Origin of the sequence: Leifsonia stereocauli (genome assembly GCF_038432415.1) — a bacterium.
Taxonomy (GTDB): Bacteria; Actinomycetota; Actinomycetes; order Actinomycetales; family Microbacteriaceae; genus Orlajensenia; species Orlajensenia stereocauli.
The window spans coordinates 471,534-497,530 of sequence record NZ_JBCAUN010000003.1; the positions used below are offsets into that span (position 1 = coordinate 471,534).

General features: G+C 67.9%; 30 protein-coding genes. 28 read left to right on the forward strand and 2 right to left on the reverse strand.

The window, feature by feature from the left end; all coding sequences use genetic code 11:
• Window positions 1-21: 21 nt before the first annotated feature.
• The 14 genes from ptsP (at window position 22) to glmM (ending at window position 11,954) form a co-directional block, all read left to right on the forward strand.
• The gene (ptsP, locus tag AADV74_RS16340; RefSeq protein WP_342116124.1) at window positions 22-1,707 is read left to right on the forward strand and encodes a phosphoenolpyruvate--protein phosphotransferase; all 1,686 of its coding nucleotides are present in this window, start codon (window positions 22-24) and stop codon (window positions 1,705-1,707) included.
• 18 nt (window positions 1,708-1,725) lie between these two features.
• Window positions 1,726-3,252, forward strand: a complete 1,527-nt coding sequence (locus tag AADV74_RS16345) for a PTS mannitol transporter subunit IIBC (protein WP_342116126.1) — start codon at window positions 1,726-1,728, stop codon at window positions 3,250-3,252.
• A gap of 124 nt (window positions 3,253-3,376) precedes the next feature.
• Complete coding sequence (locus tag AADV74_RS16350; RefSeq protein WP_342116127.1) at window positions 3,377-3,817, forward strand: PTS mannitol transporter subunit IIA; 441 nt, start codon at window positions 3,377-3,379, stop codon at window positions 3,815-3,817.
• Window positions 3,818-3,819: 2 nt separating this feature from the next.
• On the forward strand, window positions 3,820-4,968 hold the full coding sequence (locus tag AADV74_RS16355; RefSeq protein WP_342116130.1) for a mannitol-1-phosphate 5-dehydrogenase: 1,149 nt from the start codon (window positions 3,820-3,822) through the stop codon (window positions 4,966-4,968).
• Between the two features lie 207 nt (window positions 4,969-5,175).
• Window positions 5,176-5,397 carry a translation initiation factor IF-1 gene (gene infA, locus AADV74_RS16360; RefSeq protein WP_021759551.1) on the forward strand — a complete coding sequence of 74 codons (222 nt, stop codon included), beginning with the start codon at window positions 5,176-5,178 and terminating at the stop codon, window positions 5,395-5,397.
• Between the two features lie 79 nt (window positions 5,398-5,476).
• On the forward strand, window positions 5,477-5,593 hold the full coding sequence (gene rpmJ / locus AADV74_RS16365) for a 50S ribosomal protein L36 (RefSeq protein WP_055821300.1): 117 nt from the start codon (window positions 5,477-5,479) through the stop codon (window positions 5,591-5,593).
• A 155-nt stretch (window positions 5,594-5,748) separates the two neighbouring features.
• The gene (gene rpsM, locus AADV74_RS16370; protein WP_055821296.1) at window positions 5,749-6,123 is read left to right on the forward strand and encodes a 30S ribosomal protein S13; all 375 of its coding nucleotides are present in this window, start codon (window positions 5,749-5,751) and stop codon (window positions 6,121-6,123) included.
• A gap of 46 nt (window positions 6,124-6,169) precedes the next feature.
• Window positions 6,170-6,568, forward strand: a complete 399-nt coding sequence (gene rpsK / locus AADV74_RS16375) for a 30S ribosomal protein S11 (protein WP_055821293.1) — start codon at window positions 6,170-6,172, stop codon at window positions 6,566-6,568.
• Between the two features lie 148 nt (window positions 6,569-6,716).
• A complete protein-coding gene (locus AADV74_RS16380; protein ID WP_056165781.1) occupies window positions 6,717-7,706 on the forward strand; it encodes a DNA-directed RNA polymerase subunit alpha in 990 nt (329 codons plus the stop codon).
• Between the two features lie 45 nt (window positions 7,707-7,751).
• Window positions 7,752-8,285 carry a 50S ribosomal protein L17 gene (rplQ, locus tag AADV74_RS16385; protein ID WP_342116182.1) on the forward strand — a complete coding sequence of 178 codons (534 nt, stop codon included), beginning with the start codon at window positions 7,752-7,754 and terminating at the stop codon, window positions 8,283-8,285.
• A 185-nt stretch (window positions 8,286-8,470) separates the two neighbouring features.
• Window positions 8,471-9,457: a tRNA pseudouridine synthase A gene (locus AADV74_RS16390; protein WP_342116408.1), complete on the forward strand. Its 987-nt coding sequence runs from the start codon at window positions 8,471-8,473 to the stop codon at window positions 9,455-9,457.
• Window positions 9,458-9,590: 133 nt separating this feature from the next.
• On the forward strand, window positions 9,591-10,037 hold the full coding sequence (gene rplM, locus AADV74_RS16395) for a 50S ribosomal protein L13 (RefSeq protein WP_055821281.1): 447 nt from the start codon (window positions 9,591-9,593) through the stop codon (window positions 10,035-10,037).
• A gap of 48 nt (window positions 10,038-10,085) precedes the next feature.
• Window positions 10,086-10,571 carry a 30S ribosomal protein S9 gene (gene rpsI, locus AADV74_RS16400; RefSeq protein ID WP_342116185.1) on the forward strand — a complete coding sequence of 162 codons (486 nt, stop codon included), beginning with the start codon at window positions 10,086-10,088 and terminating at the stop codon, window positions 10,569-10,571.
• A gap of 21 nt (window positions 10,572-10,592) precedes the next feature.
• A complete protein-coding gene (gene glmM, locus AADV74_RS16405) occupies window positions 10,593-11,954 on the forward strand; it encodes a phosphoglucosamine mutase (protein WP_342116188.1) in 1,362 nt (453 codons plus the stop codon).
• A 17-nt stretch (window positions 11,955-11,971) separates the two neighbouring features.
• Here the strand turns inward: glmM and coaA are convergent, their stop codons facing one another.
• Window positions 11,972-12,928, reverse strand: a complete 957-nt coding sequence (gene coaA, locus AADV74_RS16410) for a type I pantothenate kinase (RefSeq protein ID WP_342116190.1) — start codon at window positions 12,926-12,928, stop codon at window positions 11,972-11,974.
• A gap of 44 nt (window positions 12,929-12,972) precedes the next feature.
• Between coaA and glmS the strand changes: the two genes are divergently transcribed.
• From glmS to AADV74_RS16460, 10 genes are all read left to right on the forward strand, one after another.
• A complete protein-coding gene (gene glmS, locus AADV74_RS16415) occupies window positions 12,973-14,823 on the forward strand; it encodes a glutamine--fructose-6-phosphate transaminase (isomerizing) (protein WP_342116193.1) in 1,851 nt (616 codons plus the stop codon).
• A 3-nt stretch (window positions 14,824-14,826) separates the two neighbouring features.
• Window positions 14,827-15,186, forward strand: coding sequence for a holo-ACP synthase (locus tag AADV74_RS16420; protein ID WP_342116195.1), 360 nt, complete (start codon window positions 14,827-14,829; stop codon window positions 15,184-15,186).
• The gene (gene alr / locus AADV74_RS16425; RefSeq protein WP_342116197.1) at window positions 15,183-16,301 is read left to right on the forward strand and encodes an alanine racemase; all 1,119 of its coding nucleotides are present in this window, start codon (window positions 15,183-15,185) and stop codon (window positions 16,299-16,301) included. The genes AADV74_RS16420 and alr overlap by 4 nt, the downstream gene beginning before the upstream one ends.
• A gap of 37 nt (window positions 16,302-16,338) precedes the next feature.
• Complete coding sequence (gene tsaE / locus AADV74_RS16430) at window positions 16,339-16,866, forward strand: tRNA (adenosine(37)-N6)-threonylcarbamoyltransferase complex ATPase subunit type 1 TsaE (RefSeq protein WP_342116410.1); 528 nt, start codon at window positions 16,339-16,341, stop codon at window positions 16,864-16,866.
• Window positions 16,867-16,875: 9 nt separating this feature from the next.
• Window positions 16,876-17,496 (forward strand): tRNA (adenosine(37)-N6)-threonylcarbamoyltransferase complex dimerization subunit type 1 TsaB, encoded by a 621-nt coding sequence (gene tsaB / locus AADV74_RS16435; RefSeq protein ID WP_342116199.1) that lies wholly within the window; start codon window positions 16,876-16,878, stop codon window positions 17,494-17,496.
• Window positions 17,493-18,011: a ribosomal protein S18-alanine N-acetyltransferase gene (rimI, locus tag AADV74_RS16440; protein WP_342116201.1), complete on the forward strand. Its 519-nt coding sequence runs from the start codon at window positions 17,493-17,495 to the stop codon at window positions 18,009-18,011. The genes tsaB and rimI overlap by 4 nt, the downstream gene beginning before the upstream one ends.
• Window positions 18,008-19,063, forward strand: a complete 1,056-nt coding sequence (gene tsaD, locus AADV74_RS16445) for a tRNA (adenosine(37)-N6)-threonylcarbamoyltransferase complex transferase subunit TsaD (RefSeq protein WP_342116204.1) — start codon at window positions 18,008-18,010, stop codon at window positions 19,061-19,063. Before rimI ends, tsaD begins: the two co-directional genes overlap by 4 nt.
• A gap of 104 nt (window positions 19,064-19,167) precedes the next feature.
• Complete coding sequence (locus AADV74_RS16450; RefSeq protein ID WP_342116205.1) at window positions 19,168-19,584, forward strand: DUF4190 domain-containing protein; 417 nt, start codon at window positions 19,168-19,170, stop codon at window positions 19,582-19,584.
• Between the two features lie 20 nt (window positions 19,585-19,604).
• On the forward strand, window positions 19,605-20,300 hold the full coding sequence (locus tag AADV74_RS16455; protein ID WP_342116207.1) for a hypothetical protein: 696 nt from the start codon (window positions 19,605-19,607) through the stop codon (window positions 20,298-20,300).
• Window positions 20,301-20,322: 22 nt separating this feature from the next.
• A complete protein-coding gene (locus tag AADV74_RS16460) occupies window positions 20,323-20,649 on the forward strand; it encodes a hypothetical protein (RefSeq protein WP_342116209.1) in 327 nt (108 codons plus the stop codon).
• Window positions 20,650-20,710: 61 nt separating this feature from the next.
• Here the strand turns inward: AADV74_RS16460 and AADV74_RS16465 are convergent, their stop codons facing one another.
• Window positions 20,711-21,898: a class I SAM-dependent methyltransferase gene (locus tag AADV74_RS16465; protein ID WP_342116211.1), complete on the reverse strand. Its 1,188-nt coding sequence runs from the start codon at window positions 21,896-21,898 to the stop codon at window positions 20,711-20,713.
• Between the two features lie 144 nt (window positions 21,899-22,042).
• On the opposite strand from AADV74_RS16465, the gene groES reads away from it, so the two are divergent.
• The 4 genes from groES (at window position 22,043) to AADV74_RS16485 (ending at window position 25,810) form a co-directional block, all read left to right on the forward strand.
• Entirely contained in the window at window positions 22,043-22,339 is a 297-nt protein-coding gene (gene groES / locus AADV74_RS16470) for a co-chaperone GroES (protein WP_056165818.1), read from the forward strand.
• A 194-nt stretch (window positions 22,340-22,533) separates the two neighbouring features.
• Window positions 22,534-23,484, forward strand: coding sequence for an EamA family transporter RarD (gene rarD / locus AADV74_RS16475; protein ID WP_342116215.1), 951 nt, complete (start codon window positions 22,534-22,536; stop codon window positions 23,482-23,484).
• A 46-nt stretch (window positions 23,485-23,530) separates the two neighbouring features.
• Window positions 23,531-24,289, forward strand: a complete 759-nt coding sequence (locus tag AADV74_RS16480) for a hypothetical protein (protein ID WP_342116217.1) — start codon at window positions 23,531-23,533, stop codon at window positions 24,287-24,289.
• Between the two features lie 225 nt (window positions 24,290-24,514).
• Window positions 24,515-25,810 (forward strand): ABC transporter substrate-binding protein, encoded by a 1,296-nt coding sequence (locus AADV74_RS16485; RefSeq protein WP_342116218.1) that lies wholly within the window; start codon window positions 24,515-24,517, stop codon window positions 25,808-25,810.
• Window positions 25,811-25,997 lie beyond the last annotated feature (187 nt).

A 25,997-nucleotide genomic window follows, 5' to 3' on the forward strand; every position in this document is an offset into this window, starting at 1 on the left:
GCACACGACGGAGGGCGACTGATGGAACTGAACGGCATCGGAATCGGCGAGGGCATCGCTCTGGGCCCAGTGGCGCGCATGGCGGAGCCGCTGCCAGAGCCTGTCGACCGCCCGACCCACCTCGACGCCGAGCGCGAGGGCCAGAGGGCGACGGCCTCGCTGTCGGTGGTGGCCGCCGAGCTCAACCGCCGCGGCACCCAGGCCGGAGGGGCAGCGCGCGACATCCTCGAGGCCCAGGCGATGATGGCGGAGGATGTCACCCTCGCTGATGACATCACTGCCAGGCTCGCCGAGGGCAAGACCGCCGAACGCGCGGTGTTCGAGGCCTTCGCGGCCTTCCGTGACCTGCTCGCCGGCATGGGCGGCTACATGGGGGAGCGCGCCGCCGACCTCGACGACGTCTCCCAGCGCGTCATCGCGCACCTGCTCAAGCTTCCAGCCCCCGGCATCCCGAACCCCGGGCATCCCTTCGTGCTCGTGGCCCGCGATCTCGCCCCGGCCGACACCGCGCTGCTCGATCTCGACCAGGTGCTGGCGCTCATCACGACGGACGGCGGCCCCACATCGCACACGGCGATCCTGGCGCGGGAGAAGTCCATCGTCGCGGTCGTCGGAGCGGCAGGCGCCGCCACTCTCGCCGACGGCGACCAGGTGATCGTCGATGCAGCCGCGGATGCCGTGATCACGAGTCCGAGTGACGAGCAGCTCAGCGCCGCCAAGGCGCGCATCGACGAGCGCGCCCACCGATCTCAGGAGCCGACCGGCCCCGGCGCCCTGGCTGACGGAACCCCCGTGCCGCTGCTGGCCAACCTGGGGTCCGCCGCCGGCGCTGCAGATGCCCTCGCCGCCGGTGCCGAGGGCGTCGGACTGTTCCGCACCGAATTCCTGTTCCTCGACTCCCAGTCCGCGCCGACCGTGCGCGAGCAGCAGGAGCAGTACACCAAGCTGCTCACTGCCTTCGCCGGCAAGAAGGTGGTCGCCCGTGTACTCGACGCCGGGGCCGACAAGCCCCTCGCCTTCCTCAACGACGCCCCGGAGGAGAACCCGGCACTCGGGCTTCGCGGCATCCGATCGCTCCGCCACAGCGAGACCATCCTGCGCGAGCAGCTCACGGCTCTCGCGGCGGCGGATGCGGCGACGGATGCCGACCTCTGGGTGATGGCGCCCATGGTCGCCACCGTCGAGGAGGCCCGCTACTTCACCGACCTCGCCAAGGAGCTCGGCATCAAGACGGCCGGGGTCATGGTCGAGGTGCCGGCGACGGCGCTGCTCGCCGATCGCGTGCTCGCCGTGACCGACTTCGCCTCCATCGGCACCAACGACCTCACTCAGTACACGATGGCGGCCGACAGGTTGCTCGGCACCGTCGCGAACTTCCAGGACCCATGGCACCCGGCGGTCCTCAGGCTCGTCGCCGAGGTGGGCGCGGCCGGCCGGGCGGCAGGCAAGCCCGTCGGCATCTGCGGCGAGGCCGCAGCCGATCCGCTGTTGGCGGTCGTGCTCGTCGGCCTCGGCGCGACGACGCTCTCCATGTCCCCGTCGGCTCTCGCCGACGTACGCGCGTCCCTTGCGCGGTTCACCCTCGACGACGCCCGCGCGTTGGCCGAGGTCGCCCTGGCTGCCGATGGGGCAGCCGAGGCCAAGGCGGCCGCGAAGTCCCGCGCGGCCGAGCGCACAGCAGGGCGCGTTCCCGCGCCCGCCACCTGATCACAGAGAGGCACCACCATGACAACGACGTCGGAGAAGAAGTCCGGAGGCGGCAGGGTCGTCATCCAGAAGTTCGGCACGTTCCTCAGTGGAATGATCATGCCCAACATCGCGGCCTTCATCGCCTGGGGCTTCATCACGGCCTTCTTCATCAAGACGGGCTGGACTCCCGTGCCCGAGCTCGGAGGCTTCCCGAGCGCAGACGGCACCGAGCACACGGGCCTCGTCGGCCCGATGATCACGTACCTGCTTCCGCTCCTCATCGCCAACATGGGCGGTCGCCTCGTCTACGACACCCGAGGCGGCGTCGTCGCCTCGATCGCCACAGTCGGCGTGATCGTCGGCACCGACATTCCGATGTTCCTCGGAGCGATGATCATGGGTCCGCTCGCGGCCTGGGTCATGAAGAAGGTCGACAGCATCTGGGACGGCAAGATCAAGGCCGGCTTCGAGATGCTGGTGAACAACTTCTCGGCCGGCATCGTCGGCATGCTTCTGGCGATCTTCGGCTTCTTCGCCTTCGGGCCAGCGGTGCAGTGGCTCAGCGGCCTGCTCGAGACCGCCGTCAACTGGCTGACCTCGATGAACCTGCTACCGCTCCTGTCGCTGCTGGTCGAGCCGGGCAAGATCCTCTTCCTCAACAACGCCATCAACCAGGGCGTGTTCACGCCTCTCGGCACCCAGCAGTCCGTCGAGACCGGCAAGAGCATCCTGTTCCTCATCGAGGCGAACCCCGGCCCCGGCCTCGGCCTGCTGCTCGCCTTCACGTTCTTCGGTGTCGGTATGGCCAAGGCGAGCGCCCCCGGCGCCATCATCATCCAGTTCCTCGGCGGCATCCACGAGATCTACTTCCCGTACGTGCTGATGAAGCCGCTCACAGTGATCGCCGTGATCGCCGGTGGTATGACCGGTGTGGCCACGAACGTCATCTTCCAGACCGGACTTCGAGCACCGGCATCCCCGGGCAGCATCTTCGCGATCATCCTGCAGACGGCTTCGGACAGCTACGTCGGCGTGATCCTCTCGGTCATCCTCTCGGCAGCTGTCTCGTTCCTGATCGCGTCGATCATCCTGAGGGCCAGTCGCAAGCGCGACCTCGCGACAGAAGGCGCCGGAGACCTGGGTATGGCGATCGCCATGACAGAGTCGAACAAGGGCAAGTCGAGCGACGTGCTCAGCGGCCTCTCCGGTGCGGGCGTTGCCGCCGGTGCCGGGCTGGTCGGGGAGGGCGAGGCGGCTGCCTTCGAGCACAAGCCGATCCACACGATCATCTTCGCCTGCGACGCCGGCATGGGATCGAGTGCCATGGGAGCGACGGTGCTGCGCAACAAGATCAAGAAGGCGGGAATCGACAGCGTCGACGTGACGAACAAGTCGATCGCGAACCTGACCGACGACGTCGATCTCGTCGTCACCCACAAGGACCTCACCGAGCGCGCGAAGCAGCAGTCGCCGAGCGCACTGCACATCTCGGTGGAGAACTTCATGAACAGCCCGAAGTACGAGGAGATCGTGAATCTCCTGCAGAGCGAGGGCGTGCGCTGACGACGGGCGGATGCCGCGCGCTGGTGTCGCGGCATCCGCCCCTCGTCCACCTCGACGTCACTTCGGCCACGAGGCTCGCGATGATGAACGACGACGACGAACGAGAGAAAGTAGGGGGAGACCGATGACCGAGCAGATCCTGTCCAGTGGAGCAGTGCGCATCGCGGATGCCGCAGTCGGACGAGATGAGGCGATCCGCGCTGCGGGCGCGATCCTGGTCGAGGTGGGTGCCGTCGATGCGGCCTACGTCGACGCGATGCTCGAGCGGGAGGGGTCGGTGTCGACCTACATGGGCAACTTCCTCGCCATCCCGCACGGCACCAACGAGGCGAAGGACACCATCCTCCGGTCCAGCCTGTCGTTCACCCGCTACGACGAGCCGATCGACTGGAACGGCGACGAGGTGCGCTTCGTCGTCGGCATCGCCGGCATCGACAACGAGCACCTGGAGATCCTCTCCAAGATCGCCATCATCTTCTCCGACGAGGACGAGGTCGAGAAGCTGCTCGCCCTCGACAGCGCCGCGGAGCTCTACGCCGCGCTCTCCGAGGTCAACGAGTCGTGAACATGAAGAAGGCCGTGCACTTCGGTGCAGGCAACATCGGGCGCGGCTTCGTGGGGCTCATCCTGCACGACGCGGGGTACGAGGTCGTGTTCGCCGATGTGAACGCCGAGCTCATCGCCGCTCTCGACGCCGCATCCAGCTACGAGGTGCACGAGGTGGGGGACGCCCCTGCGACCCGCGTCGTCGACCACTTCCGCGCCGTCAACAGTGCGACCCAGGAGGAGGAGCTCCGCGCCGAGCTCACGACGGCGCACATCGTGACGACGGCCGTCGGCCCCACGATCCTGCGCTTCATCGCCCCGCACATCGCCGCGGCGATGCGGGAGCGCCCGGCCGAGCTGCCACCTCTCCAGGTCATGGCCTGCGAGAACGCGATCAACGCAACCGACCTGCTGCGTGACGAGGTGGCGTCGTTCATGGGACAGGACGAATGGCGCCGCTGCCTCCACCGGGCCGTGTTCGCCAACACCGCCGTCGATCGCATCGTTCCGGGGCAGGATCCGGATGCCGGCCTCGACGTGACCGTCGAGAGCTTCTTCGAGTGGGTCATCGAGGAGGGGCCGTTCGAGGGCGATGTGCCCGACATCCCCGACGCCACATTCGTGGCCGACCTGCTGCCATTCATCGAGCGGAAGCTCTTCACAGTGAACACCGGGCACGCCACCGTGGCCTACTTGGGTGCCGCCGCCGGATACACGAAGCTCTCTGACGCACTCAGCGACCCGAGCGTCGCCGAGATCGCGACGCGAGTGCTGCAGGAGACCTCCACGCTGCTGGTGGCGAAGCACCAGGCCGACCCCGAAGTGCAGCGGGACTATCGCGAGAAGATCCTGCGCCGGTTCGCGAACCCGTCGCTGCCCGACACCGTGCAGCGGGTCGGCCGCCAGCCGCTCCGCAAGCTCAGCAGGCACGAGCGCTTCGTCGGACCGGCTGCCGAACTGGCCGAGCGCGGCCTGCCCACGAGTGCGCTGGTCGAGGCGATCGGCGCCGTGCTGGCGTTCGACGACCCCGACGACGAGCAGAGCGTGCAGATGCACGCTCTTCTCGCTGCGGCCGAGAGCCCGGGGGAGTTCGTCGAGTCGGTCACGGGAATCGAACCGGAGCACCCCCTGTTCCAGGACTTGAGGGAGATCGTCGCGGCGCGGCGCTGACCCGACCAGGACTCCGAGGTACGGCATCCGTCATCGTCTGGATCCGAGCTGGGAAGTGTAACCGCTGATTGGCCAAAAGGCCGTCAATGCCATACGATTGATCTTTGGTGTCCTGCGTCCGTTGACGCATGCCCTCCGGACGTCTGAGTTCGAGGGTGGGCACCGTCCGCACGACCAGCATCCAATACTTTTAGCGACGAAGAGGCTATGGCCAAAAAAGACGGCGTCATCGAGATCGAAGGCTCGGTTGTCGAAGCTCTCCCGAACGCAATGTTCCGGGTTGAGCTCACCAACGGGCACAAGGTTCTGGCTCACATCTCAGGCAAGATGCGTCAGCACTACATCCGCATCCTCCCCGAGGACCGCGTGATCGTGGAGCTGAGCCCTTACGACCTGACACGCGGCCGGATCGTCTACCGCTACAAGTAAAGGCTGCTGTAAGTAACGGCCCGTTCGACTCCCCTGCGCGAGCAGGTGGACGGGTACGAAGACAGCGAAAAGGAAAACAATGAAGGTCAACCCCAGCGTCAAGCCCATCTGCGACCACTGCAAGGTGATCCGCCGTAACGGCCGCGTCATGGTCATCTGCAAGTCCAACCCGCGCCACAAGCAGCGCCAGGGTTAGTCGGTCGGCGCTCCGGCGCCGCTGATCACTCGCAGAGACGACTCGATAAGAGAACAGCACTCCCAAGAACCTGATCCGTCAGGGGACACCCACGGTTGGAGGCCGCGGCACCGGGAGTGCTCCACACCTCCACTCATCAACAGGAGAAGCCACACATGGCACGTCTAGCCGGCGTCGACATCCCGCGCGAGAAGCGCGTGGAGGTCGCACTGACCTACATCTACGGAGTTGGCCGCACCCGCGCCCTCCAGACCCTCGCCGAGACCCAGATCGACGGAAACATCCGCGTCAAGGACCTCAGCGACGAGCAGCTCGTCGCACTGCGCGACTTCATCGAAGGCACGTTCAAGGTGGAGGGTGACCTCCGCCGCGAGGTTGCCGCCGACATCCGCCGCAAGGTCGAGATCGGCTCCTACGAGGGCATCCGCCACCGTCGTGGCCTGCCTGTCCGCGGACAGCGCACCAAGACCAACGCTCGTACCCGCAAGGGCCCGAAGCGCACCGTGGCCGGCAAGAAGAAGGCTCGCTAGGCCTCGGCCAGCGACCTTTCGCGCCTCATAGGATTCAGGAGAAATCATGGCAGCACCCAAGTCGGCCGTTCGCAAGCCGCGCAAGAAGGAAAAGAAGAACATCGCCGTGGGCCAGGCCCACATCAAGTCGACGTTCAACAACACGATCGTCTCGATCACCGACACCACCGGTGCGGTCATCAGCTGGGCCTCGTCCGGTGGAGTCGGCTTCAAGGGTTCGCGCAAGTCGACCCCGTTCGCCGCTCAGCTCGCCGCCGAGTCGGCTGCGCGTCAGGCGCAGGAGCACGGCATGAAGAAGGTCGACGTGTTCGTCAAGGGACCCGGTTCGGGTCGCGAGACGGCCATCCGTTCGCTCCAGGCCGCCGGCCTCGAGGTCGGATCGATCAACGATGTCACCCCGCAGGCGCACAACGGATGCCGCCCGCCGAAGCGTCGCCGCGTCTAATCAACTGACAGGTCGGTCGGGTCTCGCTCCACGCGACACCCGGCCGGCCGTTCAGCCGTTCCTTCCATAACTCAACACCCGCCGGGCCCGCCCACCCGGTCGCCATCGCAGGTGTCATATAGCGGACACCTCGCCGAAAGGAATAACAGTGCTCATTGCACAGCGCCCCACGCTCACCGAGGAGAACATCTCCGAGTTCCGTTCGCGGTTCGTGATCGAGCCCCTCGAGCCCGGCTTCGGCTACACGCTCGGCAACTCGCTCCGCCGCACCCTCCTCTCGTCGATCCCCGGCGCTGCTGTGACCAGCATCCGCATCGACGGCGTCCTCCACGAGTTCAGCACCGTTCCCGGTGTCAAGGAGGATGTGACCGAGATCATCCTGAACATCAAGGGTCTGGTCGTCTCCAGCGAGCACGACGAGCCGATCACCGCCTACCTGCGCAAGCAGGGCGCCGGCCAGGTCACTGCTGCCGACATCTCGGCTCCCGCCGGTGTCGAGGTGCACAACCCCGACCTCGTGATCGCCACGATCAACGAGTCGGCCAAGTTCGAGCTCGAGCTCACGATCGAGCGCGGCCGCGGCTACGTCTCGGCCACGCAGAACCGCAACGAGTACAGCGAAGCCGGTCAGATCCCGATCGACTCGATCTACTCGCCCGTTCTCAAGGTGACCTACCGCGTCGAGGCGACTCGTGCCGGTGAGCGCACCGACTTCGACCGCCTCGTCGTCGACGTCGAGTCCAAGCCGGCCATCACGCCGCGCGACGCCATCGCATCCGCCGGTCGTACGCTCACCGAGCTGTTCGGTCTCGCCCGCGAGCTCAACACCGCAGCCGAGGGCATCGAGATCGGCCCCGCGCCGGTCGACGCCGTGCTCTCGAGCGAGCTCTCGATCCCGATCGAGGACCTCGACCTGTCGGTGCGTTCGTACAACTGCCTGAAGCGCGAGGGCATCAACAACGTCAGCGAGCTCGTCGCCCTCTCGGAGACGCAGCTCATGAACATCCGCAACTTCGGTCAGAAGTCGGTGGATGAGGTCAAGGACAAGCTCGTGGAGCTCGGCCTGTCGCTCAAGGACTCGGTCCCCGGATTCGACGGCGCCCACTTCTACAGCGGCTACGACGACGAGAACATCTAAAGCTCGTAGCTGAGCTTTTCGACCTTTCACATACTGGAGAAATAAATGCCTAAGCCCACCAAGGGCCCCCGCCTCGGAGGCGGACCCGCACACGAGCGTCTGATGCTGGCCAACCTGGCTTCGCAGCTGTTCGAGCACAAGTCGATCAAGACGACCGAGACCAAGGCCAAGCGCCTGCGTCCGTACGCCGAGCGTCTCATCACGTTCGCGAAGCGTGGAGACCTCCACGCCCGTCGTCGTGTTCTGGCTGTCATCGGTGACAAGTCGATCGTGCACGAGCTCTTCACCGAGATCGCTCCGCTCGTCGCCGAGCGCGACGGTGGCTACACCCGCATCACGAAGATCGGCTACCGCAAGGGCGACAACGCCCCCATGGCGCAGATCGAGCTCGTCCTCGAGCCCGTCGTGAAGAAGGCCAAGCCCGCCAAGGCCGCCGCGAAGACCGCTCCGGTCGTCGAGGCAGAGCCCGAGGCCGAGGTTGCCGACGAGACCGTCACCCCGGCTGAGGCCGAGGTCGATGAGGCCGTCGCCACCGACGCCGAGGTCGAGACCCCGGCCGACGAGGCCGAGGCCAAGTAGCCTTCGCTCCACCCTGACAGGGCCCCGGTGATCCGTTCGGATCGCCGGGGCCCTGTCTCGTGTGTGCCGGCGCGCCCTGTCGAGTTGCCGGTTTGCGGGGGGTCCATGGGGCGACACACGCCCGGAACGTGGCACCTCGTGAAACGGTTGTGCGCGCGGCTCGTAAACTGATCTGCGTGGATGGCATGGTTGACGAGGAGGACGAGACCTCCTCGACCCTTCATCCGCCGCTCGCGGGCACAAGTCGCGTCCGTCTCGACATCGCCTACGACGGAACCGACTTCAACGGCTGGGGTCGCCAGCCGAACCTGCGCACGGTGCAGGGTGACATCGAACAGGCCCTCGCCTCGATCCTGCGTCGTTACGGCCCTCCACCGACCCTGGTCGTCGCCGGGCGAACGGATGCCGGAGTGCATGCGACAGGTCAGGTCGTCCATCTCGACCTCACGGACGCCCAGGCGGGCAGCCTGCTTCGCCCAGACCGCGGGCGCAACCGCGGCGGGGAGCGCGACGCCGGCACGGCCCTGGCGCGTCGACTGAACGGCATCCTGAGCCAGAAGGGCGACATCGTGATCTCACGGGGCTCGCTGGCCCCAGTGGGATTCGACGCTCGGTTCGGTGCCCTGTGGCGGCGCTACAGCTACCGCCTGGCCGATCAGACCGCTGTGCGCAATCCGCTTCACAGGGTCAACACGACCTGGCATCATTCCCGACTCGATGGCGAGGCGATGGATGCCGCAGCCGCGAGCCTGTGCGGACTCCATGACTTCGCCGCCTACTGCAGGCCGCGTGACGGTGCCACGACGATCCGCACCCTGCAGGCATTCACCTGGGAGCGGGATGTCGACGGAGTGCTGACCGCGAGCCTCCAAGCCGACGCCTTCTGCCACAGCATGGTTCGCGCGCTCGTCGGCGCCTGCGTCTCGGTAGGGGCAGGCAAACTCGGCCCCGGCGACCCCGTAGCGCTGCGCGAAGCCGCGGAGCGCACGAACGCCTTCATGGTGATGCCGGCACGGGGACTCACGCTCACGCAGGTGGGTTATCCGGATGACCTGCGTCTGGCGGCGCGCGCGGCCGAGACGCGGCAGCGGCGCGGTCCGGCGCACCGCGCCGACGCTCCCGCTGGGGGAGCAGACCCGACCCGAATTGCCAACGGCCCGCAAGTCTCCTAAGATAGACCGTTGGTGCCCGTGCCTTGGCGGCCGGGTACACGAACGTGAGCCCTCCATCGACTGTGTTCTCCTCGAGAACCGCCCGGAGTGGGATTCACGAACACCTCCGTTCGAACAGAAAGCAGCCACTACAGTGACGCGCACCTACACCCCGAAAGCCAGTGAGATCACCCACGACTGGTACGTCATCGACGCAGCCGATGTCGTTCTCGGTCGCCTGGCGACCCACGCAGCAGTCCTGCTGCGCGGCAAGCACAAGCCGACCTTCGCCAACCACATGGACACCGGCGACTTCGTCATCATCATCAACGCCGACAAGGTCGCACTGACCGGCGCCAAGGCCGAGCAGAAGAAGGCATACCGCCACTCGGGCTACCCGGGCGGCCTCACGGCAGTCACCTACTCGGAGCTGCTCGAGAAGAACCCCACGCGCGCCGTCGAGAAGGCGATCCGCGGAATGCTCCCGAAGAACTCTCTCGGTCGCGCCCAGCTGAAGAAGCTCAAGGTCTACACCGGCCCGGAGCACCCTCACGCTGCACAGCAGCCGAAGCAGTTCGTCTTCAACCAGGTCGCCCAGTAGCGCCCGGCCCCCGACTTCTCGATTCACAGACAAAGGACTCCAATCACCGTGGCGAAGATCGCAGACCAGATCGACGTGGCTCCCGAGAGCTACTCGACCGAAACCCCCGCTGAAGAAACCCCCCGTGCACCCCGCGCCGTCCTGAACGTCTCGGGTTCGGCCGTCGGCCGTCGCAAGCAGGCCATCGCCCGCGCGCGCCTCGTGCCCGGCTCCGGCAGCCTGATCGTGAACGGCCGCGAGCTCGCGCACTACTTCCCGAACAAGCTCCACCAGCAGCTCATCAACGACCCGTTCAAGGTGCTCGACCTCATCGGCAGCTACGACGTCGTCGCGAAGGTCACGGGCGGTGGCCCCTCCGGCCAGGCCGGTGCCCTCCGCCTCGCGATCGCTCGTGCTCTCAACGAGATCGACCGCGAGAACAACCGTGCAGCTCTCAAGAAGGCCGGCTTCCTCACCCGTGACGCTCGCGTCATCGAGCGCAAGAAGGCCGGTCTCAAGAAGGCCCGTAAGGCATCGCAGTTCTCGAAGCGCTAAAGCGCTTCGACACTGGCAGACATGCCTCGTCTCTTCGGAACCGACGGGGTCCGGGGCCTGGCCAACCGTGAACTCACGGCTGACCTGGCTCTGGGCCTCGCTCAGGCGAGCGCCGTCGTCCTGACATCAGGACGACGTGCGGAAGAGCGCCGCGCGCAGGGCAGACGCCCTGTCGCGGTTCTCGCACGTGATGGCCGGGTCTCCGGCGAGTTCCTCGGAGCCGCCGTCGCAGCAGGCCTCGCGAGTTCCGGCGTGGACGTGCTCGACGCCGGCGTCGTGCCGACACCGGCCGCGGCGTTCCTCATCGCCGACAGCGGCGCCGACTTCGGCGTCATGATCTCGGCGTCGCACAACCCTGCCCCCGACAACGGCATCAAGCTGTTCGCCATCGGCGGCACCAAGCTTCCCGATGAGGTCGAAGACCGCATCGAGGCACACCTCGGCATCGAGAAGCTGCTCCCCACCGGCGGCGACGTCGGCCGCATCCGTCGCTTCGCGGATGGCGAGGACCGTTACGTCCTCCACCTGATGGGCTCTCTCCCGCACCGCCTCGACGGCGTGCACGTCGTGCTCGACTGCGCGAACGGTGCTGCCGCCGGCATCTCGCCCGAGGTGTTCGCACTGGCCGGAGCCACGATCACGGTCATCGGCGCGGAGCCAGACGGCACCAACATCAACGACGGGGTCGGCTCGACCCACCTCGACCACCTCGCGGTCAAGGTACTCGAGGTCGGCGCCGACATCGGCATCGCCCACGACGGCGACGCCGACCGCTGCCTCGCGGTCGACGCGGCGGGCAACGTCGTCGATGGCGACCAGATCATGGCGATCCTCGCTGTGGCGATGAAGGAACGCGGCCACCTCACGAACGACACGCTCGTCGTGACCGTGATGAGCAACCTCGGCCTGCACAAGGCGATGGAGGCGAACGGTATCAAGGTCATCCAGACCGCCGTGGGCGACCGCTACGTTCTCGAGGAGCTCAACGCAGACTCCCTTGCCCTGGGCGGAGAGCAGTCCGGCCACGTCATCATGACCGAGCACGCCACGACGGGTGACGGCATCCTGACCGGTCTCCATCTGGTGGCCGAGATGGCGCGCACCGGCAAGTCCGTCGCCGAACTCGCGAGCGTCATGACCGTGTTCCCCCAGATCCTGGTGAACGTTCGCGGTGTCGACCACCACGCCCTCGACTCGGATGAGGTGATCGCCGCCGCCGTGCGTGACGCGGAGGCCGTACTCGGCGACTCTGGCCGCGTGCTCATGCGTCGCTCGGGCACCGAGCCGATGGTGCGCGTCATGGTCGAGGCTGCCGATCAGGCCACTGCAGACCGGCTGGCCCACGGCCTCGCCGATGTCGTGCGGGAGCGCTTGACCCTGTAGGGCGGCAGCGCAGCTCGTCAGAGCTTCCGCAGCAGCACCGAGTCGACCGTGTGATTCTCGTCCTTCCGGAGCACGAGCGTCGCCCGCGACCGGGTCGGGCGGATGTTCTGAAGCAGGTTGGGCTCGTTGATCGACCGCCAGATCTCGCCCGAACGCGCGAGCGCCTCCGCCTCGGTGAGAGACGCGTAACGGTGGAAGTACGACAACGGGTTGCTGAATGCTCCGCGTTGGAGCTTGAGGAAGCGCTCGTCGTACCAGCGCGCGATGTCGCGAGTCCTGGCGTCGACGTAGATCGTGAAGTCGAACAGGTCGCTGACCGCGAGACGATGCCCGGGTCCGGGTGGTTGAAGAACGTTCAGGCCCTCGACGATGAGGACGTCGGGCCGGCGCACCGTGATCTGCGCATCCGGAACGATGTCGTAGCTCAGGTGCGAGTAGAACGGTGCGCGCACCTCCGCGGTCCCGGCCTTGACCTCGCTCACGAAGCGCAGCAGGGCTCGACGGTCGTACGACTCGGGGAAGCCCTTGCGTGTCATCAGGCCGCGGCGCTCGAGCTCGGCGTTCGGCAGGAGGAAGCCATCCGTCGTGACCAGCTCCACTCGAGGCGTGTCCTCCCAGCGAGCGAGGAGTTCGCGGAGCAGACGGGCGATCGTCGACTTTCCGACGGCGACGGATCCCGCCACGCCGATCACGAAGGGCGTGCTGTCGGCGCGATCGCCGAGGAAGTCGCTGGTGGCGCGGTGCAGGCTGCGAGCGCCGGCGACGTAGAGATTCAGCAACCGGCTGAGCGGGAGGTAGACATCCGTCACCTCGGAGAGATCGAGGGGCTCCCCGAGTCCGCGCAATTGCACGAGTTCGGTCTCGCTCAGGGGCAGGGGGGTCGACTGCGCGAGGGCGGCCCAATCGGCGCGATCCAGCTCGACGAACGGGGAGCTGTGGCCGTGGACACCGTTGGTTCTCGCCGGATCGGACATCACTGAGAGCTTAGTCGCAGGTCCCGCCCGCTAAAATCGAGACCATGTGTGGAATCGTGGGATATGTCGGCTCGAACAAGAGCCTCGAAGTGCTCGTCGGGGGCCTTCGTCGGCTCGAATACCGCGGGTACGACTCCGCCGGCGTTGCGGTGATCGACGAGGACGGCGTACTCGCCACGGCGAAGAAGGCCGGCAAGCTGGTCAAGCTCACGGATGAGCTCGAGGCGCATCCGATCAACGACGGCAGCACGGGTATCGGCCACACTCGGTGGGCCACTCACGGCGGCCCCACCGACGTCAACGCCCACCCCCACCTCGGCGACGACGGCAAGCTCGCCCTCATCCACAATGGCATCATCGAGAACTTCTCGGTGCTGAAGAGCGAGCTCCTCGCAGAGGGCTACACCTTCGAGTCGGAGACCGACACCGAGGTCGCGGCCGTGCTCCTCGGTCGCGAGTATCGCGCCGCCGGCGATCTGCAGGTCGCCTTCCAGACCACCGTCTCCCGTCTCGAGGGGGCGTTCACCCTGCTCGCACTGCACCAGGACCAGCCCAACCTGGTCGTGGGAGCGCGCCGCAACTCGCCGCTCGTCATCGGGCTCGGCGACGGCGAGAACTTCCTGGGGTCGGATGTCGCCGCCTTCGTCGAGCACACCCGTCGCGCCATGGCCATCGGCCAGGACCAGATCGTCGCGATCACTGCTGACGCCGTCGTCGTCACCGACTTCGAGGGCAACGCGGTCGAGACCGAGGAGTTCGAGGTGGCGTGGGACGCCTCGGCGAGCGACAAGGGCGGGTGGTCCAGTTTCATGGCCAAGGAGGTCTCCGAACAGCCCGACGCCGTGGCGAACACCCTGCGCGGCCGTGTGAGCGATTCCGGCGTGCACATCCCCGAACTCGAGGCCCTCGGTGATGACGTGCTCGCAGGCATCACCCGGATCGTCGTCGTCGGCTGCGGCACGGCCGCCTATGCCGGCCTCGTGGCGAAGTACGCGATCGAGAAGTGGGCCGGCATCCCGGTCGAGGTGGAGCTCAGCCACGAGTTCCGCTACCGCGACCCCGTCATCACCCGCGAGACGCTCGTCATCTCCATCTCGCAGTCCGGCGAGACCATGGACACTCTCATGGCCGTCAAGTACGCCGGTGACGCCGGCGCCCGCACGATCTCCATCTGCAACACCCAGGGCGCGACCATTCCACGCGAGTCGGATGCCGCCATCTACACGCATGCCGGGCCAGAGGTCGCCGTCGCCTCGACCAAGGCCTTCGTCGCGCAGATGACGGCGCTCTACCTCTTCGGCCTGCACCTCGCCCGCGTGCGCGGAACGCTCACCAACGACGAGGTGGCAGTGGAACTGGGCGAGCTCGAGGCGATCCCGGCGAAGCTGACCACGGTGCTGGAGACTGGCGGCAGCGTCCGGCAACTCGCGCACTGGATGGCCGACACCCGCGCCGTGCTCTTCCTCGGTCGGCATGTGGGCTTCCCTGTCGCGCTCGAGGGCGCGCTCAAGCTCAAGGAGCTCGCCTACATCCATGCAGAGGGCTTCGCCGCGGGTGAGCTGAAGCACGGCCCGATCGCGCTGATCGAGCCCGGTCAGCCCGTCTTCGTCATCGTGCCGAGCCCGAGCCGTTCGGCACTGCTTCACGCGAAGGTGGTCTCGAACATCCAGGAGATCCGCGCCCGCGGAGCGCGAGTCATCGCCATCGCAGAGCAGGGCGATGCCGCGGTGCTGCCCTTCGCCGACGAGGTCATTCCCATCCCGCTCGCCGCTCCCTTGTTCGAGCCGTTCCTGGCCGTCGTGCCTCTGCAGCTGTTCGCCATGGAGCTCTCGCTGGCGAAGGGCCTCGATGTGGACCAGCCCCGCAACCTGGCGAAGTCCGTCACGGTCGAGTGAATCGTGATCGCCGGCATCGGAGTCGACGTCGTCGATCTGGCCCGCTTCGAGCGGGCGATGGCACGCACACCTCGACTCGTCGAGCGCCTGTTCGCTGAGAGCGAACGCGGCCGCCATCCCCGCTCCCTGGCCGCACGGTTCGCGGCGAAGGAAGCGCTGATCAAGGCGCTCGGGGGCCCCGGTGGCCTGCGCTGGCACGACATGGTCATCGAGGCGAACGAGCACGGAGACCCGGAGTTCAGCCTGTCGGGCACGGTCGCGGCTGCCGCAGGGACCCAGGGTGTCACCAGTGTCCACGTGTCGATGAGCCACGATGCCGGCATCGCCACAGCCTTCGTCGTCCTGGAGCGTGACGACTCATGAGCGAGCAGCTCGTCTTCCGTGAGGCGTCCGTCGACCTCCGCGCTGTCAGAGCCAACGTCGCCGCCCTCGCGGCTCACGTGGGAACGCCGCACGTCATGGCCGTAGTCAAGGCGAACGCCTACGGCCACGGCGCCGTGCCCGTCGCACGCGCCGCGCTCGCCGGCGGCGCCGACTGGCTGGGCGTCGCCGACATCGCCGAGGCCATCGCGCTGCGAGACGCCGGAATCGACGCTCCGGTGCTGGCGTGGCTGCACGACCCCGACGTGGTCTTCGACGAGGCGATAGCCCGCGGCATCTCGATCGGCATCTCGACGCTCGGTCAGCTGGACGCCGTGACGGATGCCTCCCGCCGTGTGGGCGCGCCGGCACGGCTGCACCTCAAGGTCGACACCGGGCTCAGCCGCAACGGCATCCCCCAGGAGGACTGGGCCACGGCAGTCGAGTCGGCCGGTTCCCTGCAGGAGTCAGGCGACATCGTCGTGGAAGGGCTCTTCAGCCATCTGTCGAACGCCTCGCCCGAGGAGGATGCCGCCCAACGCGAACGGTTCCAGACGGCGATCGCGACGGCGGCGACCCACGGCGTCGCACCCGAGCTGTTGCACCTCGCCTCGACGGCTGCAGCCATCACCAGGCCCGAGAGCCGCTTCACCATGGTGCGACTGGGTATCGGCATCTACGGACTCTCACCATGGAGCGACAGAACGCCCGAGGTTCCACTGGTCCCGGCGATGACCCTCCGGGGCCGGATCGCGAACGTGCGCCGGGTCACGGCCGGCACGGGAGCCTCGTACGACTACCAGTGGCGGGCGACGCGCGACACCACTCTCGCGCTCGTGCCGCTCGGCTACGCAGAGGGCATCCCGCGGCAGGCGTCGGGCCGAGCCGAGGTCTGGATCGCGGGGGAGCGGCATCCGGTCGTCGGACGCATTGCGATGGACCAGTTCATCGTCGACGTCGGCGACCTGGCCGTGGCCGTCGGAGATGCCGTCGTCGTGTTCGGAGATCCGGCCACCGGTGCGCCGTCGGCCGACGACTGGGCAGCGGCTGCGGGAACCATCAACTATGAGATCGTGACGCGCATCGGGCACCGCGTGCAGCGCCACTACGTGGAGTAGAGCCGTGCAGAGAATCACCATCGCGGAGGCCGACGGCATGACGGCCCTCGGCGAGACGCTGGCGGCCGAACTGCGTGCCGGAGACCTGCTCGTGCTCAGCGGGCCCCTCGGCGCGGGCAAGACGACGTTCACGCGGGGGATCGGTGCAGGGCTGGGTGTGCGTGGTCGGGTGGCGAGTCCCACATTCGTGTTGGCACGCACCCACCCCAGCCTCGGCGACGGGCCGCCGCTCGTGCACGTCGACGCCTACAGGCTGCAGAGCGCCATGGAGCTCGACGACCTCGACATCGACTACGTCCGCTCCGTCGTCGTCGTGGAGTGGGGCTCCGGCCTGCTTGACGGCGTCGCCGAGTCGTGGCTGGAACTCGACATCGTGCGTCCGACAGGGGCCGGGGCGGATGCCGCAGCCACCGACACCGATCGTTCCGACGCAGACGACGACACCGACCAGACTGACGCGTCCGATCTGGGCGCCGACGAACCGCGCACCATCACCATCCGCGGCTTCGGCCCGCGGTGGGCTGGAACGGCCTACGCCGGAGAGTCGCCAGCCACGGCGAAGTAGGCTGGACGGGTGCTGCTCGCCATCGATACCTCCGCCGGCACGAGCGTCGCCGTGGTCGACCGAGACGGCGGCATCCTGAGCCAGGTCGACGTCGCCGACACCATGCGCCATGCCGAGGTGATCGGCTCGCTCATCACGGACGCCCTCGCCGAGGCCCGCATCCGACCCCACGAGCTGTCCGGGGTCGTCAGCGGCATGGGGCCCGGCCCCTTCACCGGGCTGCGTGTCGGCATCAGTGCCGCGCGCACGTTCGCCTTCGCGCTGGGGCGGCCGCTCGTGCCCATCGCCAGTCACGACGCCGTCGCCTGGCAGCACTACGCCTCGGGTGCGACCGGCGGACTGCTCGTGGTGACGGATGCCCGTCGCCGTGAGGTGTTCTGGTCGGCCTACTCCGGCGCCGACGCCGACGGACTCCCTCAGCGCACCGATGGCCCCGCCCTCGCCAAGCCCGATGCCGTTCCCTTCCTGGAGCTGCCGCGCATCGACGCCGCCACCATCCCCGCCGGGGGCCTCGGCATGGTCGCCGAGCTCGCCTTCGCGGCCGGACAGCCGTTCGCCGCTGACGAGCCGCTCTACCTGCGCTCGCCCGACGTCACCCCGTCGAACGGCCCGAAGCGGGTGACTCGATGACCTTCCAGCTCCGCCGGGCCGGCGTCGCAGACGTCGACTCCATCATGGCCATCGAGACCAGCACGTTCACGACGGATGCCTGGTCGTCGGCGACCATGCGGGCCGACCTCGCCAGCGAGCACACCTACTACCTCGTCGCGTTCCCGCCCGACGAGCGCGAGAACATCGTCGGCTACGCGGGGCTGCTGGCTCCCCGTGGAGGAACGGATGCCGACATCCAGACGATCGCCGTCACCGAGGCATCACGCGGTCATGGCCTCGGGCGCGCCCTCATGGATCGGCTCATCGACGAGGCCCGCGGACGCGGCGTGACCGAGGTCTTCCTCGAGGTGCGAGCCGACAACCCCGTCGCCCACCAGCTCTACGTGAAGCTCGGCTTCGCCGAGATCGCCGTGCGGCCGAACTACTACCAGCCAGACGGAGTGGATGCCATCGTGATGCGCCTGAGCGTCCAGCCGGCCAGGACGACGCTGGCGGTCGGCGTGGAGAGCATCCAGACGGAGGAGAGCCGATGAATCGCGAGGATCCCCTGGTGCTCGGCATCGAGACCTCCTGCGACGAGACCGGCGTCGGCATCGTGCGCGGGCGCACCCTGCTCGCCAACGCCATCGCCTCGTCGATGGACGAGCACGCGCGCTACGGCGGGGTCGTTCCCGAGGTCGCTGCCCGGGCGCATCTCGAATCGATGACGCCCATGATCGGCGCGGCCCTCGCCGAGGCGGGCGTGAGCCTGGAGGACCTCGACGCCATCGCCGTCACCAGCGGGCCCGGCCTGTCCGGGGCGCTCATGGTCGGCGTGGGCTCGGCCAAGGCGCTGGCACTCGCGCTCGACAAGCCGCTCTACGCGGTCAACCATCTCGTAGGCCACGTCGGTGTCGATGTCCTCGGCGAGGAGGGGCACCTCGAGTACCCCACGATCGCCCTGCTCGTCTCCGGCGGTCACACCTCGCTGCTGCTCGTCCGAGACCTGGTCTCCGACGTCGAGCTCCTCGGCGAGACCATCGACGACGCTGCGGGGGAGGCGTTCGACAAGGTCGCTCGCATCCTCGGCCTGCCCTACCCGGGCGGTCCGCACATCGACAGGCTGGCCGCACAGGGAGACCCGAAGGCGATCCGGTTCCCGCGCGGCCTGACCCTGCCGAAGGACATGGCCGCCCATCGGTACGACTTCAGCTTCTCCGGACTCAAGACCTCCGTCGCGCGGTGGGTCGAGAAGAAGCAGGACGCCGGCGAGGAGGTCCCGATCAACGACGTCGCCGCGAGCTTCCGGGAGGCCGTCGCCGACGTCCTCATCGGCAAGGCGATCGCAGCGTGCACCGACCTGGGCGTGCCCAGGCTCCTGCTCGGCGGCGGTGTCGTCGCGAACGCGAGGGTGCGCTCGCTCGCCGAGGAGCGCACTTCCGCGGCGGGCATAGCCCTGCGCATCCCGCCGCTCGACCTCTGCACGGACAACGGCGCCATGATCGCAGCCCTCGGAGCCCAGCTCGTGATGCACGGGCACGATCCGTCCGGGCCCGATTTCGGTGCCGACTCCACGCTGCCGGTCACCGACATCCAGGTGCATTGAGCCCCCGAACCGAGCCGGCGTCATAGTCGCGCGTCGCCCTTTCCGCCTCTGATCAGGCGGAGTAGGGTGGGCAGACGTGCGAATCCACGGCCGGAAGGGGACCGATGACCGACGTCAACCAGCCACCTGCAGATGACGTCGGTGGCCCGACGATTCCGCCGACCGCGCAGCCTGCTGCTGCCCCCGCGGTCCCGCCCGCCTACAGCCCGCCGCCGGCACCCGCTCAGGCACCCACGTATGCCCAGCAGCCCGCCTACGGCCAGCCGTACCCCGCTCAGCCCAAGTGGAACGTGCTGTCGATCCTCTCGTTCATCCTGTCCATCGTCGGCATCAGCCTCGTGGGCATCGTCCTCGGGCACATCGGCCTGAGCCAGGTCAAGAAGACCGGCGAGCAGGGCCGCGGCTTCGCCATCGCCGGCCTCGTCCTCGGGTACCTCGGCATCCTCGCCGGCATCATCCTCTTCTTCGTCGTCCTCATTCCGCTCTTCTTCTTCGCCGCGGCAAACGGCGACCAGTACTGAACCGAAAGCAGGCCACCGCCATGAGCGATCCCACGACCCCCGCACGACCCGACGAGCCGGAGCAGCCGGTCGACGGTGTCGAACCCACGGTCCCTTCGACCGAGATTCCCGAGGCAGCAGAGACTCCTGCGGTGACGGATGCCGCTACCGCTGCGGCTCCAGTCGACGAGCCGACGATTCCCGAGGAGCCGACGGTCCCCGACGCGCCGGACGCACCTCCGGCGCCGCCCGTCGAGCCGCCGACACCCGCGGTCCCTCCGGTTCCGCCTGCTGCGCCGCCGGCTCCCCCCGCGCCGCCTGCGCCCCCCGTGCCCCCCGCCTACGGTGCTCCACAGACACCGCCGCCCGCGTATGGAGCACCGCCCGCCTACGGCGCTCCGGCAGCTCCGGCTTACGGAGCGTCGGCATACGCCTCCGGCCCGGCGTCGCCGACTCCGACGCTCAGCCTCATTTCGCTCATCGCCGGCATCATCGGCGTTGCGGGATCGCTGGTCGTCGTGTGGATCCCCATCGCCGGAGGCATCCTGCAGATGCTGATCCCAGCGGCGGCCATCGTCCTGGGATTCCTCGGCAAGAAGAAGGAGCCGGCAGCGAAGGGCATGTGGTTGACCGGAATCATCCTGGGCTTCCTCGGCGTCGTCATCGGCCTGATCTCGCTCATCTTCTGGATCGCGGTCTTCGCGTCCATCGGCGACTCGGGTTACACGACGTACTAGGAACACCGTCGAGGTGAGGCGGATGGCCGTGACGGCCATCCGCCTCACGTCTCCACCGGCGGCGCAGGGAGGATCGATGAGCCAGTCCGAGGCGGCGCTGATGCCGGAACCGCCCAGTGCCGCGGCCAGCCTGTCGAGCTGGTTGGGTGTCGGCGGCCTGTTCGTCAGCCTGTTCCTGCCGTGGGGAGCTGTCGCGTGCGTGATCGCCGTGATCGCGGGGATCGCCGCGCGGCCGAGGGACTCGTACAGCCGCACCAACAGGATCGTCGGAATCGTCACGGGCGTGGCCGGCATCGTGGTCGCCGCTATCTGGGTGCTGGTCGTCGTCCGGGTCGCCCCTGGGCCCTGAGCGGCGCATATTCCGCGTGGTCCCGCCGTCGGGCCGTCCCGCCGTCACGCAGTCGAGATGGTCAGACCCTCTCGACGAGGAGTGTCACGTGCTTGCCGGCCTGTCGGGCGAGCACGATGGTGGCTGATGCCGTCCCCTTCAGTTGCAGACGCTTCCGCAGCTGGGCCGGATCGACGTCGATGCCGCGCTTCTTGATCTCGAGCGTTCCGATCCCACGCTCGCGCAGGGCGGCCTTCAGCTTCTTCTCGTCGGTGGGCAGCGCCTCGAGCACGTGGAACGCCGTCGCGAACGGGGTCGCGCGCGCGGCATCGGACGTGAGATAGGCGATTCCCTCGCTGAGCATTCCGGCGTCGATCTCGCGTGCCAGATCGCCGATGAGCCTGGCGCGGATGACGGCGCCGTCTGGCTCGTAGAGGTACTCGCCGAGTTCACGGACCTCGACGTCCGGGCTGTCGGCGGCGGCGCTGAGCTCGGCCGTGCCCGCCCGCCCCAGCAGCAGCGCCGAGCGACGGATGCCGGGACGGGCCAGTGCGCCGAACCAGAGCCCCATCTCCACCAGCTGCCCGTCGACCGACACCCACTGGGCTTCAGCGTTCGCGGGGATGAGCGAGCGGTCGAAGCCCGGGCCGAGCTTCACGCCTGTCGGCATCCGTTCGCCCAGCCCGAATGCGAAATCGAGGGAGGGCGAGTAGTCGCTCGCCTGGGTCAACCGCTCGGTCTCGGAGTGGCCGGCCGTGCGTCGGGCAGGGTCCAGGTACACGCCATCGACGCCGGCGAGATCGACTTCCTCGGCGCGGGCGTTGAGCACGGTGGCCGCCGTGAACGGGGCGAGGTTGTAGCTGGCGATGGCCGCCGTGACCTCGTCGGCGTCGGCGGCGGTCACCTCGAGCTCGAGGGCGGCCATCGCCAGGGCGTCGCCCCCGATTCCGCAGCCGAGGTCGGCCACCCGGCCGATGCCGGCCGCCGTGTACCGCCCGGCGTGCAGCGCCGCCACTGAGAGTCTCGTCGCCTGCTCGAGACCGGCGTCGGTGAACAGCATGCGGGAGGCGAATTCGCCGAACTTGCTCTCGGCTCTCGCCCGAAGCCGCGACTGGCTGAGCACGCTCGCGACGAGCCCGGCCGGATGGCCCTGGGCGCGCAGGCTGCTGACCAGGCGTACGACGTCGGCCTTGGCATCCCACGGCGGGAGGGAGTCGAGGAGACGGAATCCCTCTGGCGTCAGAAGGTCGACGAGCTCGGAGCGATCCATGCCTCAACGCTAACCCACAGGCCGCCGCGCCCGACGTCATGGTTGGCACTCACGTTGCATGAGTGCCAATCGCGCCCTAAACTCGTCTTAGCACTCTCATATCGAGTGTGCTAACCCAGTCTTCGTTACAGAAAGAGGTCAACCGTGTCGGTCTCCATCAAGCCGCTCGAGGATCGCATCGTCATCAAGCAGGTCGAGGCAGAGCAGACCACGGCGTCGGGTCTCGTCATCCCCGACACCGCCAAGGAGAAGCCCCAGGAGGGCGAGGTCGTGGCAGTGGGCCCCGGTCGCATCGACGACAACGGCAACCGCGTGCCCCTCGACATCGCCGTCGGCGACAAGGTCATCTACTCCAAGTACGGCGGAACCGAGGTCAAGTTCTCGGGTGAGGACCTCCTGGTCCTCTCCGCTCGCGACGTTCTCGCGGTGGTCGTGCGCTAGTCGCACCCCGCACGAGTGAGGGGCCCGGATGCTGACCGCATCCGGGCCCCTTCGTCATACCCGGGTCGGACCGAGCCCTTGCCGCCTCGTGCTCCAGAAGGAGCGGATGCTCCTCCGCGGCAGGATGTCGCGTCGCGTTGGCAGTCGGCCCAGCTCGCACCGGCTTCTCGCCGCGTAAGCTCAGACGAGTGGCTGTGACGAAGGAATCTCCGAAGACCCCCCTCGCACCGCCGACCGACAACGTCGGCCGCACCGGACTGATCTACGCGATCTCCGCCTATGTGCTCTGGGGCTTCCTCCCCATCTACTTCATCGCGCTGGCCCCGGCCGGGGCTCCCGAGATCGTCTCATGGCGCATCCTCTTCTCGCTGGTGTTCTGCGCCATCCTCCTGACCGCCACGAAGGCGTGGCGCGGATTCTTCGCGCTGGCCCGGCAGCCGCGCATCTCCCTGACCATGGCGCTCGCCGGAGTGCTCATCCTGGTGAACTGGACGGTCTACGTCTTCGCCGCCATGACGGGGCAGGTCGTCGAGGCGGCGCTCGGCTACTTCATCAACCCGATCGTCACAGTGTTCCTCGGTGTCATCGTGCTCCGGGAGCGGCTGCGTCCGTTGCAGTGGGCGGCTGTGGGCATCAGCATCGTCGCCGTGCTCGTTCTCGCCTTCGGGCATGGCAGCTTCCCCTGGGTCGCCCTGGCCCTCGCGTTCTCCTTCGGCTTCTACGGATTGATCAAGAAGAGGGTCGGCGGCCAGGTCGACGCCGTTTCGGGCCTCACGCTCGAGACGGCGTGGCTCGCCCCAGTCGCCATCGTCGCCCTCATCGTCGTGAGCGCGACCGGCGGGATCACGCTCGGCACCGTCAGCGTCTGGCACACCGTGCTCCTCGCGGCTGCCGGAGTCATCACGGCCGTGCCGCTGCTGTTCTTCGCCGCGGCGTCGAGACGCCTTCCGCTCATCTACATGGGCTTCATCCAGTACTTCGCGCCTTTCATCCAGTTCCTGGTCGGCGTGGTGCTGCTGCACGAGGCGATGCCGCCTGAGCGCTGGGTCGGATTCAGCCTGGTCTGGGTCGCTCTGGCGGTGCTCACGATCGACATGGCGCGGTCGGCGCGCAGTGGGCGGCGCGCATCCGTCGACTTGGTCTGACCCGCCGCTAGGCTTGCGCCCGGCAGAAGGGGAAGGACCGCCCGTTATGAGGACCCACCGATCGGTTGCGCTCGCAGCCCTCGTGGCAGGCGCGCTCCTGCTCACCGGCTGCACTGCCCAGAGTCAGGACGAGCAGCGACCGACCCCGACGGCGACCCAGACTCCTGCGCCGGTCGTCGCCGGCGACGGGTCGCTCCACCTCATGACGGTTCTCGACATGGCAGGCAAGACAGCGGCCGTCTCCCAGGCACAGGTCGCAGGAGTCGAGTTGGCCGTGCGCGAACTGGACGAGCAGGGTGGCGTTCTCGGGGCACCCGTCGTCGTGGTGCATCGATCGACGTCGACGGATGCCGCAGCCATCGTGAAGGAACTCGCCGAACGCAGCATCGACGTCGTGCTCTGGGCGGCGACGGGCGACATCCCCGAGGAGATCGCCGGTGTCGGCGGCGCCACGACCGTCGTGCGTATCGGCCCCGCCGACTGGAAGCCCGACGAGGCCTCATCAGCTCGCCTGCTTTCTGCGGATCCCGGGGCGGACCCGCTCATCGGCGGCGGCGAGGCTTACGACACCACCATTCGCGTCGCGCTTGCGGCGACCGAGGCGGACAACGACTCGGGCAGCGCGATCGCGGAGGCCATCACGGCGGTCTCGAGCGGCGCGTTCTCCTGCGTCAGCTTCGGCGAGTGCGCTGCCGCCCTCGCCGATGACACGTCGATCGTGTACGCCGGCATGACGGGTTCAGGAGGCCTCGCCCAGGCGACGCCGGAACCTGAGCCGAGCCCGACGAAGTCCACCAAGAAGTAGCTCCCGGCGCCCTGCTCAGACGCGTGAAAACGTCGCAGGAATGGCCGCGCAGTACAGATTCCGTTGTTTTGTGCCCGCCAGTTTGCCGGGATGTAACAATTTGGACGGTTTTACCGCACTGTGACCAAGTTGGCTTGTCCGGTCCATGATCGCCCAATACTGTGGCAGCACGGCAGTCTTCCGGACTGCCATCTGTGTACACATTCCTAAGTCCCAAGGAGCAACATGAGCGTATTCGCGAAGGCCAAGGCCTCGCGCTCTGCCCGGGCAGTATTGAGCGGAGCCGCCCTCGTCGGCGTCAGCGCTCTCCTACTGACCGCGTGCAGCAGTGGTGGCGGCGAGGCGGCCAGCCCGTCCGCTTCCGAGACGGCCGCGGCCGGCGACGCCCTGCCCATCAAGGCCGGTGACCGTGCCCTCGATCTGAAGATCGGCACGATCCTGCCGCAGTCCGGCACCCTCGCCTTCCTCGGCCCGCCCGAGGAGGCCGGCGTCAAGCTCGGCGCGACCGAGGTCAACGACGCAGCATCGGGCCTCAATCTCGAGGTCATCTACCGCGACTCGGGTGACACCACGACCGACACCGCCACCGTCTCGGTGACCGACCTCCTCTCGCAGGATGTTTCGGCCATCGTCGGTGCGGCGTCCTCGGGTGTCTCCTTCACTGTCATCGACCAGATCACCGGCGCCGGTGTCGTGCAGTTCTCGCCGGCGAACACGTCGCCCGACTTCACGACCTACGAGGACAAGGGCCTGTACTTCCGTACGGCTCCCTCCGACCTGCTCCAGGGAGAGGTTCTCGGCACGCAGATCGCCGAGGACGGCAACTCCACCCTCGGTCTCCTCGTGCTGAACGACCCCTACGGCACCGGCCTGGCCAAGGCCACGCAGGAGGCCTTCGAGGCCGCCGGCGGGGAGGTCGTCGTCGAGCAGCAGTTCAACACCGGTGACTCCAACTTCGACGCTCAGCTCTCGGCGATCTCCGCCGCGAAGCCCGACGCCGTTGCCGTCATCACGTTCGACGAGGCCAAGGTCGTCGTGCCTGCTCTCGTCGGATCCGGCTACCCCGGTGACAAGCTGTACTTCGTCGATGGAAACCTCGCCGACTACAGCGCCGACTTCGCTCCCGGCCTCATCGCCGGATCGAAGGGTACGCTCCCCGGCCCCAAGCTCGAGGACGACTTCAGGGAGCGCCTGCTCACCGCAGACCCGGCCCTGACCGACTTCAGCTACGGACCCGAGTCGTACGACGCCGCCGTCCTCATCGCTCTGGCTGCCTACGCGGCCAACAGCACCGACGGCACCGAGATCTCGAAGTACCTCCAGCAGGTCTCGGGCGGTACCGGCGACGGCACCAAGGTCACCACCTTCGAAGAGGGCGCGAAGCTCCTCGCCGAGGGCAAGCAGATCGACTACGACGGCGCCTCCGGCCCCGTCACGTTCGACGAGAACGGCGACCCGACCGAAGCCACCATCGGTGTCTACGAGTACGGAGCCGACAACAAGTACACGCGCATCAACTAGGCGTCGCTACTGAAGGAAGGGTCCCGGCTTCGGCCGGGGCCCTTTTCTCATTCCGACGGTGAGAGGGTCCGCTCTCCCGGGGATGGACGATACGCGGGCCGGGGCGAGCCTGGATCGATCAGAGTGCAACGCAAGGTCCGGCCCTGCGTGATCATGCCCGCAGCGGGCGTCAGCATGGCGTCCATGG